Raw genomic sequence first — 19,206 nt, 5'->3', positions numbered from 1 at the left:
CATATAGGGCCCCCTTGAGTATGAATTTCAATCCGTTGCGCTGAGGTCCTCCAGCGATGAGACCCATGAGACCTGTGCGCGGGTAGTACTGGACGGCAGGGTGAGAGGCAAGTGGGCGGAGCCAACGTTTCAAGTCCAAATCGCCACTGGGTGGCAGCTGGAGCTCACGTAACAATTAGTAATGTGGAACAAGCAGTCCACCATCTACATTAAAAATACTTCCTGTCGAAAAAGCAAAATCACCAGCCGCTATTGAACCCACTGCGCGAGCCACGTCATCTGGTACGCCCCATCTATTATTCAGAGAGAATCCATCTTGCAATTTCTTATCATAATATTCCTTAACGCCCTTGGTCATATCCGTGTAAATTAGACCAGGTCGGATTTCGTATGCCGAAATTCCAGCTTCCGCAAGACGAACCGCAAACGCCTGAGCCATCATCGATGCGGCAGCCTTGAACATGCAATAATCGGTCCTTTGGATTGATACCGCATGAGCGTTTGAGCTGGTGATGAAGATGAAGCTCGAGCTATAATTTTTTTGTTTATACATCATGCACTTAGCAAGCGCTTGGTTGAGTAGAAAAGGTCCCCGCAAGTTCGATCGATACAGAAAGTCTAGTGCATCGCCTTCCAAGTCCAGCAAATCCCCACGCTTTAAGGACGCAGCGCCAGCGTTACTTACGACACAATCTACCCGACCAAACTTTTCGAATACCTCAGCTGCGATTTGATCGCCTTGCCCGATATCGTTCAAGTCGAAGTAAACGGTGTCGTGAGCCACGCCCGATTTATCCAAACAGCTCTTCACCTCGTCAAGCTCTGGGCTTGGCTTCCGACCGTGAAGCACTAATTTGTAGGATTGTTCTCCTAAGCGTTTTGCAATAGCAGCGCCGATTCCACGGCTCGAACCAGTCACAAAAGCTACTTTTTCATGTGTCATCGTACTATCTCCACAACTATTTTCTTGCGTCGGGATTTGGCTCGCCTACTAAAAAAAAATCTGATGAACCGGGCTCAGGTGACTTTCCGAACCTCAGGAAATCTTTGAGCGACCGTTTTAATATTTTGCCGTTTGGGGTTTTGGGTAAAATTCTTCCCGCCCAAACTTCAACATTATCCATCCTTGGAAAGATTTTATGCAGAGATTGATTGATTCTGGGGTCAGCTACGTGTGAATTCAATTCAATAAAGACAACTGGAGCACCTAGGCGATGCTGCCGAACATCCCCAAATGCAGCGACTTCAGTTACGCCAGGTATGATTGATATTTTATTCTCAATATCAACCGGGTTAATATTTATCCCCTCAAAAAATATCACATCATCTGATCGGCCTAAGATAAATAATTCTCCATCGCTACCGAGATGCGCGATGTCATTTGGCGAAAAGAAATCACTCCGCGTATCCAAATTGCCATAGTAACCACTACCGTAGGCATCACGCAAAAATAACTTTTCAAAACCATTTTCATCCGACCTGACTTCTGCAGAAATCCCATCCAAAAGGAAGCCGACCGAATTTTTATCTGAGCTACGGCTCAGATGCGAAGAATAAATCGACACCTCTCCAATTTCATTTGTCCCATAGCCAACGAAAAGGTTTGGCGTAAGATATCTCTTTATCTTCTCTCGCAGAACTCCATAGACGGGCGAGCCACTGACCAATAAACTTTTCAAATTGGGAAAACGAACTTGGTCAGAACTAATTTTCTGAGATAGTACATTAATCTGACTTGTAACGCAGGATAGATGGTCGATACGCAGGGTGTTAATCCGTTCAACCAATTCCTGCGAAGATGATCCTTGACCTGGGAGCACAACACAACCGCCAGCCGATAACGCTGCAAGACTACGACGAAAACCAGTAAAAAACCTGACTGAAATGAGGCAAACATGTAACTCATCTTCACTGAATGACCGCGCGATACAATCGCGCCTTATCATTGATTTCAAATCATCAGAACGATGATATATAAGCTTCGGCGATCCGCTTGTCGTGCCACTGCCGCTTAAATATACACCGGACTTTAAGCAAAAGCTTTCAAGGTCGAATAATAATGAATTTGATTCTAGAGATAACTCTTTTACATAAAGATTAGGAATAGTTGTTTCCAGATCGGCGCGATCATGCAAGAGAATTATTTTTCGACCATGCAGCACCAGCTGTTTTAATGCTACTCCCAAATTAGAACTACCAGGCAAATAAATATTTATACCACGCCCCAAACAAGCAATTCCGTAAACCAGAGCTTTCAATTGATCATTAAACGCGACGACAGCAGTGTCAAATTGGCTATATTTTTCAAGTCTACGATCTGCATCAGACAGATAATCACACAACTTTAGATACGATAATCTGGTATCTCCTTGAATAATACAACACTCACTACCTTTTTGGTCCGCCCACCAACCCAAGGAAGACAACGGATCTTTAATGTCGCGTATTGCCATCGTTCTTCCTTCGAGATGCCTGCCATTGCAATGCCTGATGACTGCAAGTTCGTGATTTTGACAGTAGCTTACGGTTCAGGTTGACACAAGGTTAGGGTCAGGACTCATAGCCAGAACATGACTCCGGCAGCCAATGCGCATGCCGACAGGAAGACCTTCGGGCACCGGTCATAGCGGGTCGCGACCCGTCGCCAGTTCTTGAGGCGAGCGAAGCTGTTCTCGATCTTGTGGCGCTTGCGGTATCGGGCTTCGTCATAGGGGATTGGAACCTTACGGTTCTTTCGGGAAGGGATGCAAGGCGTGATCCCCCCGTCTTCAAGGGCTTCGCGATACCAGTCTGCATCGTATCCACGGTCTGCCAGCATGTAGTCGGCGGGAGGGAGGCCGTCCAGCAGGGCCCGAGCGCCGATGTAATCGCTCCGTTGGCCGGCCGTCAGAAACATCCGTAGCGGGCGGCCTGCCGCATCGGTCACTGCGTGCAGTTTCGAGTTCATCCCGCCCTTGGTGCATCCGATCAGGCGACGGCGCCCCCTTGCTTCACCAGCCCATATGGGCAAAAACAACGCCGAGGCTCTAATCAACACTGGATGATAGTTGGGGGTCACGTCAAATAATGTAGATAATTTTGGTAACCTTAAAAATTTTAAGTAAAGTAAGGCTGCGATTTGGGACACAAATGGCCCTAAAAATTGCATCGATAAACATCAGTAGGGATGCTTGGTAAAATTTGCGCACGAAGTAAAATATGATTTCTGTCAATTAATTGTTAAAACGCCGCCAATGAATACTGCCTGACACACCGGCAGCGCGAATAGTGGCCGAAATTTGTTCTATTAACGCAGATAAACCGTCGGGGCTATCAACAGGCACAGACATTGTTCCCACAATAATGCGCCTATAAAGTTCAGCCTCTTTGTAGTTTTTATACTCTCGAGCATTTTCCCAGTGTTGACCTTCATATATTGCTTTATCTACTTTGTATTTAAAATCAGGCATAAATTTATAATGTAACAGTGGCGCAACCAAAGGCGATGGCAGAACGTAGTTATCAAAATGTGGATTGCTTGATTTAATTCCATTTTGTTCGACAAAATAAAGCTTCTGTTTGGACATAATCGGGGGGCGCTCGCCGCTGTTGCCAAAACGCATGCGTGGACCTCCAAAAAGGAAAAATCGTCCGTTGTGAAAGCCATACTTCATAATTGAGACGTGATCCATTAAGTTACACCACACGGAAAACGGCTTGCCGGCTTCGTACGGCGGCATCTCGTTACATGGAGTTTTGCCATATACATCTACCATTGGAGTAAATACTCGATTGAGACCAAGCCTTTCTGCCTTTTTCACTAAGCCTGGAATTTTTTCTGTAGAACAATTAGGCCACACCAATAACTCATCAACATCAGCAACTAGCGCCCATCGGTTAATGCCATGCTTGTAGGACAGCGCATCTGTCCACACGGTTCCAAACCCACTAGAATTGTATTGACCATTTGGAGCGCTGTACAAAGTCACATCATCCTGCTCTTTTAAAAATTCAGTGCTTCCATCTGTTGAACCATTATCAATGATAAAAAATTCCTTTGTACCTAGTGCTCTATAATGCTCTAAGAACCAGGGCAGACGTTGAATCTCGTCCCTTATTGTAGAAATAAGAATGTGCTTTTCATCACAAAGGTTCAGTTCGGCGCTTTTAATGTGTGTAAGAGCGCTCAGGCCCTCTTTGCTATCGGCGTAGTTTTTCGAAGCCTTATCATGCCTGTTTTTTATGGACTGAGAAATAGTGGTTTCTTTCACCTCATAGCTATGTCGCGTTTGCAGTACATTGGAGATTTCTTCCATATCGGGCCACATTGATAAGAATTCAAAGAGTGGCCGCAATCCGGGTTCTCCCAATATTGTTCGCTCATAACGCTGAACAAACGCATTGTTATTTTTTTCGGCATACTCAAAAAACACTCTATCGGCTTTTCTGAGAAGATTAGTGGTTTCATCTTTGTTCTTTGAGTACCACCAACCACTTTCGAGAACCGCAGGCAGCTCACGGGTATTAAAAATAATCGCAACACCCGGAAAAAGAATTTTCATAAAGTCTAAAAACTTTGGAAGCTCGTCCAAAAAATCAATATATCTAATTTCCTTAAATCCCCAGACCATATCACTATCACTTGGTATGCCAAGTTGCACTTTAATTAATTCCCGAGCCATCTCCTGAAAATTCGATGGTGAAAGCAACTCCGCTCCATACCATGATGAACTTTTCATTTTTGTTTTATTGCTATCACCAAATTTTAATTTCGCTACGCAAATTGATTTCCAAGCTTGGTATATGCCCCAGCAGAAATTGTAATTTTCACCACGTATCAATACTGAGGGAAGCGCATTTAAAACGCCCTGAAGCAATGTTGAGCCACTCCTTCCGTAGGTAACGACCAGTATTGAGTCGAAACTTGGGGACTTTTTTGAAGCGCTAGTCATTTCGGACCCTTTGACTTTTTTTATTGATTTGGAATCTGATAATTACTAATATCATTTAGCATATCCCGAAACGATTTTTGGAAATATATTTTTTCTAACTTGTGTGCCATTGAATATTGGGTAGTCAAAACGTTCAAAATCTTCGCGGTAAAGTATATTTATACTTTTAATCGTGCTACTTTTAATATCTATAAGATTAATGCGTCTCGGGCCAGTCGAGTTTTCGTGAGGTATTCGCTGACGCACATCGAGCCCTACTTGTGACAGAACGAATTGAAGGTCACGCTCTATCGATTCAGTTCTGCCGGTAAAATCAACTTCAGGGGGCACTAAAAGGGCTTGAGGACGATAATGGATGTTAATTTCGTTCGGATTTTGGTTGATCAGCCAATCAACGAAATAATCGAAATTCATTAAGCGTTCAGGAGATTTGATACCCTGAAGGCCACCACCGCTACCGCCATTAATGACCTTGTTAGTCCACCCCGAAATTAAACGATCATAGGGGTTACGCACAAACGTAAATTTAAAATAATTTTGGAAGCCACACTTAGGTAACGGCAGCTGATGACCCTCTTCAGAGACAAAGGCAGCACCACTTTCTCGCAACACCTTAAGTACCGTTCGAGTTCCCGTCTTTGCAACGCGAAACCATACGAAAGGTGATGGTTGATTTACTAAAGTTATATTGTATCTTTTTGTATCCGCAATCATTGGACTTCCGAGTTTTCTGCCTGCCCGATCAAGATAGTGAGGCCCTTCATGCGGAGCAAGTGTTAACTATTTTGCGATGTATGCCAGCCGGTTAGTTAACGTGTCCGTCGTCAGATAATTTGAGACATATGGTGTCCGTCGTCAGAACATTTGGCACTGATGGATGCATAAATTAGCAGGCCTTAAGTTAGAACCTCGGCGCTTAAATCGCACCCGTTATTCAGATACATGAGTTATCCTGAAGTATCAGCGGCTTCGATCATGACCTCATTTCGGCGCATGAACGGAAGTGTCCAAGGGGCATTGTAGAACGCATATTGGGGCTCACTAGTGGCAGTTAGGCCGCGCTCCGCCATGAATGCCCGTAGCTGAGCTTCATGCTTGTCGAGTGAACCCTGACCCGCGAAGCCCGAAAAGCGGATTGCGGCAAAACGCATCGCTGGCACTTCAATCAACGCGACTTTGGGATTGACCGGCTTAGGAAGCGTTTCCATCGTGTATTTTGAAGGCATCACAAAACGTACATTCCACGATTTGCCGGAAGCTTGCTGGATCACCGGCGCGGTCATGGCAATTTTTTCGCTGGATTGCTGCATCACCGGCGCAGTCATCGCAACTTTTGTAGACGATAGATTGTTGCCAAAAATATAATCCGCAATAATCCGAAATCCGCGCTGTATCGCTTTGTCTCGTTCTCCCGCGACCGTCGCTTCTGCGACAATCGTCGGGCCGTATTCGCGGATCTCGAGATTACCACTTTTGCTGGACACCGCATAACTAGGTGTTTCGACATTACTTGCCATGGCACTCCAAGTGATTGAACCAACGCCGACGAGCCCAGCGACAACCAACAAAATCCATCTTTTACGCATCATGGATAACTTTCAAAACATTGGTGGCGGCCACTATCGTGCCGTTATCTGATAAGATTTTACTTCGAATTTGACTTTGTACTGAGGCTCGCACGAGTGTCGAAGGATAATAGACATAATGACAAGAGAAGCGCCAAAGTGAATAGCCCCTAGATTTCTGGACGCCTTCTTCCCTAAATTTGAGGTAAGGAGACGAACATCAGCAAGGTAAATTTCAGCGATTAGTTCAAGCGGGATGCGGTGGCCCAGATCACGGAGCGCGGCTATCCCGTCGCGGAGATTTCATCGTGGCTGTCTGTGGCCAGAACATTTGGCACTGATGGCTGCGTAAATTAGCGGGGCATTGGCCTTCTTCTTGATAAGTTTAAAACCGAAGATTGAACCCGGCAGTAACGCCGTGGCGCCTGTAGTTTATAACTACGGGTCCGCCCATCCCAGGCAGTGAATAGCTGCCGTGGTTGCTGTAGGCATATTCGATCCGAGCCGACATCGTGTCTGTGAGCGATCGCTCATAACCGGCGCCGAGCGTGTACCCGTCCCGACTTTCAGAATTGCCTGCCGGATTGGCGAGCGAGAAGCGCGCATTGGAATAACCTCCTCGAGCATAAAGGAGGCTTTCAGGGGATACTAGCAAGCCGGCCCGGGCCGTTACGTTGATTGTCCGACCCGTCTCGTAATCGAGAGCAGCAGGACCATTGCTGCCAGTCCGCCCGATTATGGAACCCTCGACGCCAAGCACGGCGCCGCCGATATTGGCATCGTAGCCGAGTTGACCGCCGTAGACCAAACCATCGCCGGTCACGCGAGTTGTGGTGGGCGGCACTAGGCTGGTGGTGGCTGACCTCCGGTCTTGCTGCCATCCCAACTGCACGCCGACGAATGGGCCATCAAAAATCGTTGTTTCCTGTGCCGCTGCAGGCGCGGTCAAGGCGGCTGTGGACATTGCGCAGAACACAAAGAGTTTCATGGAATAGATCTTCATTCGCATTAAACGTCTCTCCCTACAACTTCACAAACTATCGGCAGCAACCTGAACTTTGGATGAACTAGGTGGGGTTTCAGTATCTTGCTGCAGCGCTGATCAGCCTCGGGCGTTCAATGTTTCTGAAAAGATTTTATTTCAACATTTTAATGGGAAGAGAGTTGGTTGGGGGTCGCTCTCCCACCGCCATTCTGTCTATCATCAGAACATTTGGCACTGATGACCGGGTAGGATAGGGTATCGTTGACCTAATCAGATGAACTGATATTAGTCGGCGAGTTTGCGGTATTGCAAGCGCCGATATTCGATAGTCTGTCGCTTGATCCTTTCGCGTTGCCAGGCGCCGCTTGCAAGCTTCCATGAACTCCTTGAGACGTGATGCAGGCTCTGCCCAATGCCTTCCTCCACCAGTAGTTCCAGCACTATCCTAACCCTGCCCTCGGCAGAAAAATGTCGCCGGATTGCCCGACGAATATCGTTTGCGGCAGGTCCGGCAGAGGCCTTTGGTTGGCAAGAGTGTTTTTGTCTCATCTACATTCCTGCGTCGCTGCGATGAAGCCAAAACACTCCCTAAATAACAACATCCAATCTGTGCCATTGGGCTGCGGGGAACGTAAGCTAGGCCTAAGGAATTTTCTCTTGATTTAAAATTGCGATCGCATCAACATCTGAACTAAGGATCAGCGCTCGGACCCGTTGCTTAACATTTATAAAAGGCATCACGATCTCTTCCCCGAGCTCGTCTATTGTTCGATTTGCAGTAGTCAGGTAACAACGCATTCCATGTACTGCTTGCCTTTTTTGAAACGCTTCAGCGGCTTTTTCATTATCAAAAACCTCAATCGGAATTTTCCCGTTACCATCCACAAAATCCTTTAAAAACTTAGGGATATAGGATCTTGAAATTTCCGCACCTCCAAACAAAGGCGCAAAGTTAACCTCGTTGATAATCGCCCCATTGGCGTGCCACGGCTTGGCGATATCGGGACTAATTATGTCAACGCCGGCTATATGCAGGCCAAAAATCTTTGCAGCTTGGAGAGCAATCCTCAGATTTTCTGAATGAACGAGCTGAGTGACATCTTCGTCTACGCCACCCCATTCTGTTGACTCGATAGGGCGAAGCGGAATGATGATGTCTTTACCAGGAACAGACCCGGGTAGCAACCCGAGCTTTTGAAGCGTTTGTGACGCCAGTTCATCAATGGGCTTAATTTCCGAGCGGTTCCATGGCGGCTTAAAGCTCTCTTTCAAGACTTCATCATCAACAAGCTGACTTACTGTTCTTTGACCATCCCCGATGACTGAAATTGGATGACGTTTCACGGCATACAGTAATGTACCATTTGCAATAAATAGTCGATGGCATGTTCCCAGGACCTGACGCTCAACAATGACCTGTTTTGACTTTGACAATTTGTGGGCAGGAGCAAAGGCCGCCGTAAGCTGCGTCTCCTCAAAAATATCTACAGTTACCCCTTCGCCTCTGTCGCCGTCAGCTGGCTTAACTACCACCGGAAACCCAATTTTTGTAGCAATTGCGAGAGCATCGGTTTCTGTTGTAGTTACCCCATGTACTGGAGCCGGCAGCCCAACTTCACGCAGAATGTTTGCAGTTGAAACCTTGTTTTGTGCTAGCCTTGTCCCAATCGCTGAATCAAATTCACAGATGCTTCTGTCAAGTCTTCTGGCTTTGCTACCCCAACCTAGCTGATACACGCCCAAGCCCAAATGAATGAAAGGAATTCCCAAGGCATGCGCAACTCGAAGTACCGGAATAGTGGATTTCCCAGCTGGAATAATTTGATGAAGCGGTTTAATCACTTTTTCGGTAATGGTGCTAAATAGCTTGTGCTTATTGTCTGGTGTGGGGCTATGTTGGGCCATCCATTCACAAATTTTTAAAGCGGTGTTTATAAGTTTTTTATAGACAGATTGTGACACCTTAGTATCTAAATATGTTCCGATTTTTATTGTGTATCTATTAGCATCAATTTTATCCTCCGATAAAGATACTAACTTTGGAGTGTCAAAAATAGGCAGCCGAGCTAACTCGCAAAGTAGTCTATAGGAATGAAGTATTGATTCTATATATATCGAATGAAAAACTGGTGATGCATTAAAATTTTTCAACTGCAGATTGTCGACCCAGTTTTCTCGCCCGACGAAAATATCAGCCCACTTATCATATTCATTAGAAGTTTTTGGAATAATAAAAGATAATTCCAAATAGATGTTTAGATTTGTATATTCATTATTTGAATCAATCACAATATTAACCATTCCTAATTTTATTTAACAAGTTTGCGATAACTGCTCGGAGACGATGAAGCGAAATGGCTCTGCCGTGACGACGAGTGGACTGTCAAAGCCATCGCCTCGCACACGCATGGCCGCATCTTGCAGCAGGCTAGTCTCGCCCAAAAGCGGCTTGAATTCCTTGGGCGAAGACTTTCTGGAAACAGGCCACAGACGGGTCCCTGCGCCACCGCACAGAATTACTGGGACAACACGTGGATTGGATGCCATTAATATTTTCCTCGGTTTAGACATTTGGTGTGTTGCGCCAGGGGCGCAGCAGTGCACAAACTGGGTCCAAGATTTAGCTTCTCACGGCCTTACGCTGCTCGCAGATAACCCTGGTTCGCCAGATACCAGTCATAGGTCTGGCGGATGCCTTCCTCAAGCTGAATGCTCGCCGTCCAGCCCATATTCGTGAGGCGCGTGACATCCAGAAGCTTGCGCGGCGTCCCATCGGGTTTTGTCGTATCAAACGAAATGCGCCCCTCAAACCCCGTGACCTGTGCAATGACGCCCGCAAGATCCGCGATCGAGACATCGCTGCCGGTCCCAACGTTGATGTGGCTCAGCATGGGCTGGGTATTGGCTGCGTAAATGTCTTTAGGAAGGTTCAATAGAAATACACAAGCCGCTGCCATGTCATCAACGTGCAGGAACTCGCGCTTAGGGGTTCCGGTACCCCAGATGACGACCTCTTCCGAACCGGCTTGCTTGGCCTCATGGAAGCGCCGCAGCAGAGCCGGAAGGACGTGCGATTTAGTCTCGTGGAAATTGTCGCCGGGTCCATACAGGTTCGTAGGCATCGCCGAGCGATAGTCGACCCCATACTGCCTGTTATAACTCTCGCACAGCTTGATGCCCGCAATCTTGGCAATGGCGTAAGGCTCGTTGGTGGGCTCGAGGGTGCCTGTAAGGAGAGCCTCCTCGGGCATCGGCTGCGGCGCATTGCGGGGATAAATGCAGGACGAACCTAAAAAGAGTAGCCGCTCGACCCCTGCACGAAAGGCGCTGTCGATGAGATTGCACTCGATCATCAGGTTTTCGTAAATGAACTCGGCCGGCAGCGTGTTATTGGCATGGATGCCGCCGACCTTTGCCGCCGCCACGATTACTGTATCGGGGCGTTCCTTTGCCAAAAAGCTCCTGACTGCGGATTGGTCGGCCAGATCCAATTCCGACCGCGCGGCGGTTACGATCTCCGCCCCGTCGGCTTCGAGGCTGCGCGCTATCGCACTGCCCACCATGCCGCGATGACCGGCTACATAGGCGCGCATCTGTCTCAATCCTCGTGCGAGATCGGCGTATCAAAGCCGTTCGCCTTCAAAAGCGCGTGACGGCGCGCGTCGTTCAGATCGGAGGCGACCATCTCGGCGCACATTTCGCGCGCAGTGATCTCCGGCACCCAGCCGAGCTTATCGCGGGCTTTGGTGGGATCGCCCAGCAGCGTCTCTACCTCAGCCGGTCGGAAGTAGCGTGGGTCGATGCGCACGATGATATCACCGTCCTTGACGCCGGTCGCGATATTACCGGACACGCCTTCTACAACGCCGATCTCATCAACGCCCTCGCCTTCGAACTTAATGGAGATACCCAAGTCTTCGGCAGCCCAGCTTATGAATTGTCGAACCGAGTGCTGGGTGCCAGTTGCGATGACAAAATCATCCGGCGTGTCCTGCTGTAGCATCATCCACTGCATGCGGACATAATCCTTCGCGTGGCCCCAGTCTCGAAGGGCATCAATGTTACCCATGTAAAGGCAGCCTTCAAGGCCCTGGCTGATGTTTGCCAATCCGCGAGTGATTTTGCGGGTCACGAAGGTTTCGCCGCGACGGGGGCTCTCGTGATTGAAGAGGATGCCGTTGCAAGCATAGATGCCATACGCCTCACGGTAATTTACCGTCATCCAATATGCATAAAGCTTGGCAACGGCATAGGGGGAGCGAGGATAAAAAGGTGTAGTCTCGCGCTGCGGTGTCTCTTGAACCAGCCCATAGAGCTCCGAGGTCGAGGCCTGATAGAAACGAGATTTTTTCTCAAAACCTAAAAAGCGTAAAGCCTCCAAGAGACGTAGCGTTCCCATGGCATCAACATCTGCAGTATATTCGGGCGCCTCGAAGCTAACCGCCACATGGCTCTGCGCGCCTAGATTGTAAATCTCGTCGGGTTCTACTTCACGTAAGATCCTCGTCAGGTTCGAGGTGTCGGTGAGGTCGCCGTAATGGAGTTTAAGTTGAGGGGCCGGCGCGTGGACATCTTGGTAAATGTGGTCAATGCGCTGCGTGTTGAACGACGACGCCCGACGCTTGATACCGTGAACCTCATAGCCCTTCTCAAGAAGAAACTCGGCAAGGTAGCTTCCGTCCTGCCCTGTGATGCCCGTAATTAATGCACGTTTGGTCATTGTTGGTTTTTCACCTTTGAAAGAACTGCGGTAACTTACGGAGGTTTTTGCACGCAAGGGTTCCCAGCCCGCCGACGCCGTTCCGGCGGATAGCCTGGAGGTCCTCGCGGCTTTTAAGGAGAATTCGACTGAGCGATCGGTTGCTTTCGCCGCCGATCCGCATCTTCACCAAGACCTCTGGAATGTAGGCAAGCTTGATCTGGCCCTTCACCAGATAACGCAGCATCGCATCGTAATCGGCAGCTATCCGAAAATTGGTATCGTAAAGACCCCACTGATCGAAAACTTTGCGGCGTAAATAAAGTGTAGGATGCGGCGGCATCCAACCTCGCTCTAATTTCGAGCGACTATATTCGCCGGAGCGCCAATGACGCACGACACCATGTGGCCTTTCTCCAGCAACGTATTGAAGGTCGCCGTAGACACCGTCAACTTCGGGACTGGCGAATGCCTCGGCAATCCGTTCCAACGCGCGATCGTCAGCGTAAAAGTCATCTGAGTGCATGAGCCCGATGATATCGCCCGTGGCGCGCGCAATGCCAAGATTTATAGCATCGTAAATGCCTTTGTCAGGTTCAGAGCGGACGAAGGTGGACGGGATAGCAAGCTGCGTTAGAGCAGCCAGTGTTCCGTCCGTGGAGCCGCCGTCTTGAACAATATGTTCGACATGGGGGTGGGTCTGCGCCTGAAGAGACGCCATGGCATGCCCCACAGTCGCAACCCGGTTATAAACCGCAGTGACAACAGAAATTTTCAAATCAGGAAAAACTTGCTTTAACCGCACAAACTCAAGTCAGGTCGATGCCCAAAACAGAACGGATTGCGTCCTTCGGCCCAGCACCCGTCTTCTTCATGAAGGATTTTACTTCATGAAGCTTCATATCCACTAAATATCTGTACCAAAGGCCCTGTAGAATATGAAAGGCCGCGCCTTCTTTCCCATCCAAAAAGCCTAGCCGCACAATGTAGCGATAAAAGAAGTATGCAAATGCACGTAATCCCGAGGGTAGCCGGGCGTAAACATTTTCCTTGATCCATCGTTTTACGCTCGCCTCGCTACGCTGCCCCATATTGGTCACAGAGTCAGCTTGAGCAAAACCATATTCCACACTTAACAAATCAACGACCTCGCGCGACGCGTAAGCGTTATGTTTCTCAGTCCACCAGCTAAGCGAGTTGTGGTTATCATCGATAATCTCGCCAACAAAATTTGCCGCGGGTCCAGACGTGATGATGTGCTCGTCCATCCAACGGTTTTCGCATCGGCCTTGCCCGTGTCGAAAAAGCCGCATGACACGAAGCGGAAATAGGCCACCCCATCTTATCCGTCTGCCCCAAAATGCCATGTGTCGGGAAACGAAAACACCCGTGATATCCGTTCCCAAGGTAGGCAGCACCGATTTTATTTCTTCCGCCAGTTTGGCTGTAACGATCTCATCGGCATCAAGGCGTAATATCCACTGTGTTTCTGTACCCAACTGGTCAAGCGCCCAGTTAAATTGGGTCGCATGATTGGTCCATGGGTTGCTGAGGATTTCCGCACCAGCCGACTTGGCTAATGTCAGCGTAGCATCGGTCGAACCGCTGTCCACCACTACACAGCGATCGGCGACTCCTGCCACCGAAGCCATCGCACGCTCTATGTGCAACTGCTCGTTCTTGGTCAGGATAATCACGGTAAGGGTCATGTTAGGAATTAAATAGCCTTCTGGCAGACTAAGCTGACGGCTTTCGCGCTATGGCGAACATTGATTTCGCTAAAGGTGCGATGCGGCCTACGCGCCTAAATCGGATATCCTCAAAGCCAGCATCTTTTAGGAGGATTCGCAAGGTATTGAACGACCAAAACTTGATGTGACCATGATCCCACAGCGCGGTAAAATGAGAGTCCATTTTACCAGTAATAGCCATTGCAAGGTTTTTAACATAACCATGGTATGGCGTAGAGATAATTGCCGTTCCACCTGGCTCGAGCAAATCGAACATTCTGCGCGCATAATCACGTGGCGCATAACAATGCTCTATCACCTCTAAACTGTACGCAACTGGGAAACGGCCGTATTTTTCTGCCAGATCGTCATAGGCCGACCCCCGATCGAGGCGCAAATGGGAGTAGGCTCGCCGTCCCTGATCAATACCCTGGTCCGATGGGTCCACGCCAGTCACGCCCCATCCTTCCGCAGCAACAATTGCTGCAATACTTCCATTGCCACACCCAAGATCAAAAACCCGCTTTTTGCCCGACAGCTTCAATTCAACGCTTTTCAATTCGGCCTTAAGCATGGGTAACAAATAAGCGTGCGATTCATTTTGGTCAGGCGCATCATAAATATATCCCGAAATTGAATGCTGGGCTATCACTCTGTTACACTCCTAATCTGTTGAGCGGGGTTGCCGACCATGATGACCGATGCCTGAACATCTCGCATTACCACTGCGCGGGCCCCGACGATTGCACCGTTTCCTATATTCACGCCCGGTCCGATAAATGCATCGGCACACACCCATGCGTCGTTCCCAACGCAAATCGGTAGCTTTAACAATCGACGTGCGGGGTCGGCGATATCGTGCGTTCCGGCACACAAATGTGCACCCTGCGAAATCGTGCAGCGGTGTCCGATACTAATTAACCCCAAGGAGTACAAAATAGCACAATCACCTACCGCACAATCCTGACCTAAACGGATGTTCCACGGGATAGCAATTTTGACAGTTGGATAAACATGCGCGCCGCTACCGACTTGAGCGCCGAACATCCGCAATATACTTCGCCGGAAACCCCACATCGGCCGAGGCGAAAAACGGAACACCGGATGAAACAACGTCCACAAAACCCTTCCGGCCTGTTGAGGGCGCGTCCATTTCGGGACTCTACGATTGCTGTTAACGTCTATTTCAATCACAGATCCCACCTCCCTTTCGGATTAACCAAAAAAATAATGTCACGTTCCGGGCCGCCGCGCCAAGTACAACATACCGGACAGCTGGCATCTGCTTTCATGCACAATTCTAAGCAAAGTCGCCGTTTATCAATAAACCGCTATGTTGCGCTGCATTAAAAGAAACGGAGTGTAGTCAAAGTCGTGGACGGTAAATGACCCCAATGACTGACCGCTACGTATCATCACCCTTTAACGCGAGCAACATCTAGGCAATTTAAACTAGATCCGACGCAACAACTTTCTTCTATTGCTAGGTCCCAGGAGGCCAGATCATATCAACCGGATAGGGTGCCGACATTTCCAAAATTCTAGCACCGAAACTCGTCAAAACTAGAGTTCTCAATGCCTAGGCCACAGTCGGCAATAGTTTGTAAGGCAAGTTGTAAAAGATCTAAAAACAATCGTCACAATGCAGATCTAAGCGGGATACTTCCAGGTACCATTAGCCCAAAGGTCATTCATCTCAGACCCTTGTCAGTCCAAATGTATGCTCGGCGGAACTTCACCGCCATGGATGAGCCAATTATAAACCTCAATAGACTGGCTGGCAGCATTTAGCCACGTGAAGTCACGTAACATCCAATTTCGTCCTCGCTGCCCAAGCTCGTGCCTTGACGTTTCCGGCAAGGCCATTGCGGTATCGAGAGCCTGTACCAGCGGTTTTATTCCAACATCTATCCACCATCCGCAATTCTCAAGCTCCAAGCCTTCCCAAGGCGTGCCATTTGTCGCTATCACTGGCACCCCTAAAGCTAAACTCTCTGCCACCGTAAGCGCAAAATTTTCGCTGAATGATGGTAAAACAAAAAGGCTGGCCGCTTCCATCAGGGCAACTTTTTCAGTTCCGTATACTGCAGGCAGAATTTCTACTCTTTTCAGATTTAAATTACGAACAAGACCCTTCAATTCTTGAGTATGGTTGTCCTCATCCGGACCTACAATTTTCAGGATCCAATTGGGATACCGATCTGTCAGTTGTGCCCACGCATTGACTAGGTTTATAAGTCCCTTTTTCGGGTGAATTCTTCCCAATGATATGACTACCAGTTCATCGTTTTTAGTATTGATTTTTTTCACTGGCCCAACATCGATACCATGTGGGATAATCGCAACTGGTTGTCTTAGGCCAAATGAACGGATGTCGTTATACTCGCTCATCGCGCTTGCCATCAACAAATGGGCAGAATTTAGCGCACCTCTCTGGTAAAACGCCAAGGCAGCAGCTTTTTTAAATTTGGAAAACTCAAGGGCTACGGAGCTCAGCATTCCATGAGGAGAAATAACAAATTTTGTACTTTTAGATTGGTATGAGTTTAGTCCTAGCCAGAGGCCGTGGGTGTGAACCACATGAAACTGTTCGGCTGTTATAGATTTGCGAAGTGCGCGTGACCAACCTAGGTTAAGTATCAAATTATTGTTGAAAAATCCAGGAGAGAACCGTCTTGTAACGACACCTTGATCCTCAATTGAATTAGGTTCCGTCATTGTATAAATATTTGGTTTCTCGCCAAGCCGCGCCTGGGACCGCGCCAAGTTTTTCACGCAAACAGCAACGCCGGAATGATCGCTATCTATCGAACCAACTGTATGCAGCAAGCGCATAAAAAACCCTTAATGGTGACGGGTGACTAACGATTAGTTGCGGGCGTCGGTCCAGCCAACAATTTTTGGCACCCGTCTAAAATTTGTTGTGCTGCAATAACCGACGTGAACTTTTCCATGTGCTCGGTACAATGACGCGAAGCCTCGCCATTTTTATAGAACCGTTCAAGCGCTCGGTCAATTTTAACCGCCAGGTCAACAGGGTCGCCGCCGCGAAACTGAAAGCCTGTTTGTCCATCAAGAACTAATTCTGGAACACACCCGCATCGGTCAGAAACAACAACGGGGCAACCAAAACTCAGCGCCTCGTTTACGACAAGCCCCCAGGGCTCTCTCATGCTTGGCAACACTAACAAATCAGCGGCGATGTAGGCGTCATAAATGTCGGCAATTTCCTTGGCACCAAGAAAGCGTACTTGAGCACTAAGTCCCATGCTCTCAACCGAGCGTTTAAGCTCTCGATCTTGCGGACCAGAACCAAATAAATCAAGCTGAGCAGATGGCCATTTATCGGAAACTACTGCCCAAGCCTTGAGCAACGTAAGAAGATCTTTCTCAGGCGACAAACGACCCACGTAAATAACTTTAAAAACTGATGTCGAATTGCGTATGTTCTGCCGCCTTCGAATTATATTCTTGGCGCTGTAATCGCCTGGTAAAGCTGCAGCCTGGCAGCGTTCAAAAATAACTTTAGAGTCAGCGCCTAAAAAGCGGAGGTAATCGGAACTTCGGCGACCATACGCAAAATAACCGTCACAAAAGAAAACAAAAATACGTTTCAAAAATAATCTTGCGCTGGATGAGTGGCTATCAAATTTTGTACTGTCACAAAAAAGGCCAATTTTTATTTTTTTTATCAAGCAATAGACCAGCGCAATCCAATATTCAGGCCTATAATATCCTGGTATTAGTACCAAATTCCATTTTTTAGAATTTAAGTATTTAATGAGTCTGAACGATCTTTTCGGCCACCAATTGCTCTCTATTGTTCCTGAACACAAAAGCTCATAATTATATTTATGGGATTCGTAATCTACAGAAGAAAGTGAAACTCTGTCATCCTCCGTTTCCGCAATGTGTACGAAATTAAAATCGATAAAACTTTCAAATGCAATAATTTCCAATTGTGTAAATACTGCAGCTTTATATTTTGACCACAAAGTGTTGTGCATGATTAATGTATTCATATATTTGAATTTCTTCCTTTAATTAATCTAATATAGATTGCTAGAATTAAAATAAAAACCAACTGCCATCGGGTGGCAGACCGATAGCTGAACACCATGCCTCCTATAAGACCATATGCAGCAAGGGTTTTTGACATCATCGCAGCAGAATATTGCCAGCGCTGTGGCATTCGAAAAGCGAAAAACATTGACAGGAAATACAATCCAAAAAGAAACACTGGATAGGTAAAAGCTCCTACTATTCCTCCCCTATATATAGGATCGGAGTATATATCAGTGTTGATGCCAAGAACGTTTGAATCAAATCCAAGTGCGTCGGATAAAGTTGATTTTACAAATAGTGCTTCGGGTAACCAGCCGGAAGGTATGGGAGAAAGATATAAAATATTTTCCCATAAACTATCTGGTGAACTGTGGGCATCTAAAGCTACCTGAACAGTATATCCCGCTGGAAAGGAGAGCGCGACTATTGAAGTAAAGTTGTTAAAAAGTTCCGACGCGTCAAATGTGAAAAAGTTGGCCGCAAAGTTAGCAAAGCTCGGTTCTGCTCGGATTGCGAGCGCCGTTAACAGTGCTTTGAGCGATAGCAGGGCAAGCGCCAGCGCGGCTATTTTATTGCGGTTCACAAAGGCGCAGGCCGCGAACGCCAAGAACGGAAGCGCCGCAGCCCTGGAGCCAGTCGCCGCCGCGTATGTTAACGCAAAGAAAAATAATAGAACGCTAATTACTGAAAGTGGTCTAAATTTCTCTACATTGTAGGCAAGTATCAGAGCAGAGGATCCAATAGTGATTAACGCATTGACGTAGAAAGCGCCTTCGAAACGATCCGGCATTTGAAGCCAAATATATTCTAAGTGATAAATTGAAAATAATAAAAGTAAACACAGTACTCCAAAGTATATTATGTATGGGCTGAGGCTAACCATGCTGCGGGATTTTGCAATTATGGGAAATAGAAATAAGTTTCTGGCTAAAAGAAAAACAAATAACATGACAAAAGTTTGAATATATAATATATTTAAAGCATCATTTGTTACAATTAATCTTTCCGAAAAAAACGAATTGTCAAATCTGCTGTCTAGTCTACGTAACAATTCTAAACCCAAGCCGCCAAATGCATAGATAGCCAGCAATAAAAAGCCGAATTTATCTTTTTCATGTTTTGTTTCAATTTTGATCATTTTTTAATGAAGGTTTTTTGTCTAGTGAACAGCATTTGTTATTTTCAGATTTTTTGATCCTGAAGTATTAGGAGCGCTGAGCAGATAATCCAA

17 protein-coding genes and 2 pseudogenes are annotated in these 19,206 nt (G+C 47.3%); all 19 read right to left on the bottom strand.

Annotated features, from left to right (window positions below; translation table 11 throughout):
* Positions 1-175: 175 nt before the first annotated feature.
* The gene (locus Q0N43_RS01640) at positions 176-943 is read right to left on the bottom strand and encodes a 3-ketoacyl-ACP reductase (protein ID WP_295441521.1); all 768 of its coding nucleotides are present in this window, start codon (positions 941-943) and stop codon (positions 176-178) included.
* A 16-nt stretch (positions 944-959) separates the two neighbouring features.
* On the bottom strand, positions 960-2,453 hold the full coding sequence (locus tag Q0N43_RS01635) for an AMP-binding protein (RefSeq protein WP_295441519.1): 1,494 nt from the start codon (positions 2,451-2,453) through the stop codon (positions 960-962).
* 104 nt (positions 2,454-2,557) lie between these two features.
* Positions 2,558-2,983, bottom strand: a pseudogene (locus Q0N43_RS01630) (IS5 family transposase); the annotation flags it as partial.
* A 229-nt stretch (positions 2,984-3,212) separates the two neighbouring features.
* On the bottom strand, positions 3,213-4,931 hold the full coding sequence (locus tag Q0N43_RS01625; protein WP_295441516.1) for a glycosyltransferase family 2 protein: 1,719 nt from the start codon (positions 4,929-4,931) through the stop codon (positions 3,213-3,215).
* 51 nt (positions 4,932-4,982) lie between these two features.
* Positions 4,983-5,645: a sulfotransferase family protein gene (locus Q0N43_RS01620; protein ID WP_295441514.1), complete on the bottom strand. Its 663-nt coding sequence runs from the start codon at positions 5,643-5,645 to the stop codon at positions 4,983-4,985.
* A gap of 233 nt (positions 5,646-5,878) precedes the next feature.
* A complete protein-coding gene (locus Q0N43_RS01615; protein WP_295441512.1) occupies positions 5,879-6,520 on the bottom strand; it encodes a heme-binding protein in 642 nt (213 codons plus the stop codon).
* A 361-nt stretch (positions 6,521-6,881) separates the two neighbouring features.
* Positions 6,882-7,505, bottom strand: coding sequence for an outer membrane beta-barrel protein (locus Q0N43_RS01610; protein ID WP_295441510.1), 624 nt, complete (start codon positions 7,503-7,505; stop codon positions 6,882-6,884).
* A gap of 331 nt (positions 7,506-7,836) precedes the next feature.
* A pseudogene (locus tag Q0N43_RS01605) lies at positions 7,837-8,030 on the bottom strand (IS3 family transposase); the annotation flags it as partial.
* Between the two features lie 93 nt (positions 8,031-8,123).
* Entirely contained in the window at positions 8,124-9,782 is a 1,659-nt protein-coding gene (locus Q0N43_RS01600; RefSeq protein ID WP_295441507.1) for a hypothetical protein, read from the bottom strand.
* A 12-nt stretch (positions 9,783-9,794) separates the two neighbouring features.
* Positions 9,795-10,028 (bottom strand): sugar phosphate nucleotidyltransferase, encoded by a 234-nt coding sequence (locus Q0N43_RS01595; RefSeq protein ID WP_366845895.1) that lies wholly within the window; start codon positions 10,026-10,028, stop codon positions 9,795-9,797.
* Positions 10,029-10,117: 89 nt separating this feature from the next.
* Positions 10,118-11,074 (bottom strand): GDP-L-fucose synthase, encoded by a 957-nt coding sequence (locus Q0N43_RS01590; protein ID WP_295441505.1) that lies wholly within the window; start codon positions 11,072-11,074, stop codon positions 10,118-10,120.
* Between the two features lie 5 nt (positions 11,075-11,079).
* Positions 11,080-12,201, bottom strand: coding sequence for a GDP-mannose 4,6-dehydratase (gene gmd, locus Q0N43_RS01585; RefSeq protein ID WP_295441503.1), 1,122 nt, complete (start codon positions 12,199-12,201; stop codon positions 11,080-11,082).
* A 10-nt stretch (positions 12,202-12,211) separates the two neighbouring features.
* A complete protein-coding gene (locus Q0N43_RS01580; protein WP_295441500.1) occupies positions 12,212-12,958 on the bottom strand; it encodes a glycosyltransferase family 2 protein in 747 nt (248 codons plus the stop codon).
* A gap of 31 nt (positions 12,959-12,989) precedes the next feature.
* Positions 12,990-13,889 carry a glycosyltransferase family 2 protein gene (locus Q0N43_RS01575; protein WP_295441496.1) on the bottom strand — a complete coding sequence of 300 codons (900 nt, stop codon included), beginning with the start codon at positions 13,887-13,889 and terminating at the stop codon, positions 12,990-12,992.
* A 28-nt stretch (positions 13,890-13,917) separates the two neighbouring features.
* The gene (locus Q0N43_RS01570; RefSeq protein ID WP_295441493.1) at positions 13,918-14,562 is read right to left on the bottom strand and encodes a class I SAM-dependent methyltransferase; all 645 of its coding nucleotides are present in this window, start codon (positions 14,560-14,562) and stop codon (positions 13,918-13,920) included.
* Positions 14,559-14,987 (bottom strand): putative colanic acid biosynthesis acetyltransferase, encoded by a 429-nt coding sequence (locus tag Q0N43_RS01565; protein WP_295441491.1) that lies wholly within the window; start codon positions 14,985-14,987, stop codon positions 14,559-14,561. The genes Q0N43_RS01570 and Q0N43_RS01565 overlap by 4 nt, the downstream gene beginning before the upstream one ends.
* 630 nt (positions 14,988-15,617) lie before the next feature.
* Positions 15,618-16,745: a glycosyltransferase gene (locus Q0N43_RS01560; protein WP_295441488.1), complete on the bottom strand. Its 1,128-nt coding sequence runs from the start codon at positions 16,743-16,745 to the stop codon at positions 15,618-15,620.
* Between the two features lie 26 nt (positions 16,746-16,771).
* Positions 16,772-17,932, bottom strand: coding sequence for a glycosyltransferase (locus Q0N43_RS01555; RefSeq protein WP_295441486.1), 1,161 nt, complete (start codon positions 17,930-17,932; stop codon positions 16,772-16,774).
* On the bottom strand, positions 17,929-19,113 hold the full coding sequence (locus Q0N43_RS01550) for a hypothetical protein (protein ID WP_295441481.1): 1,185 nt from the start codon (positions 19,111-19,113) through the stop codon (positions 17,929-17,931). The genes Q0N43_RS01555 and Q0N43_RS01550 overlap by 4 nt, the downstream gene beginning before the upstream one ends.
* Between the last annotated feature and the right edge of the window lie 93 nt (positions 19,114-19,206).

The organism is Sphingorhabdus sp. EL138, assembly GCF_945882965.1.
In the GTDB taxonomy this organism is placed as follows: Bacteria; Pseudomonadota; Alphaproteobacteria; order Sphingomonadales; family Sphingomonadaceae; genus Sphingorhabdus_B.
This window is presented reverse-complemented; position numbering and strand designations above follow the sequence as displayed.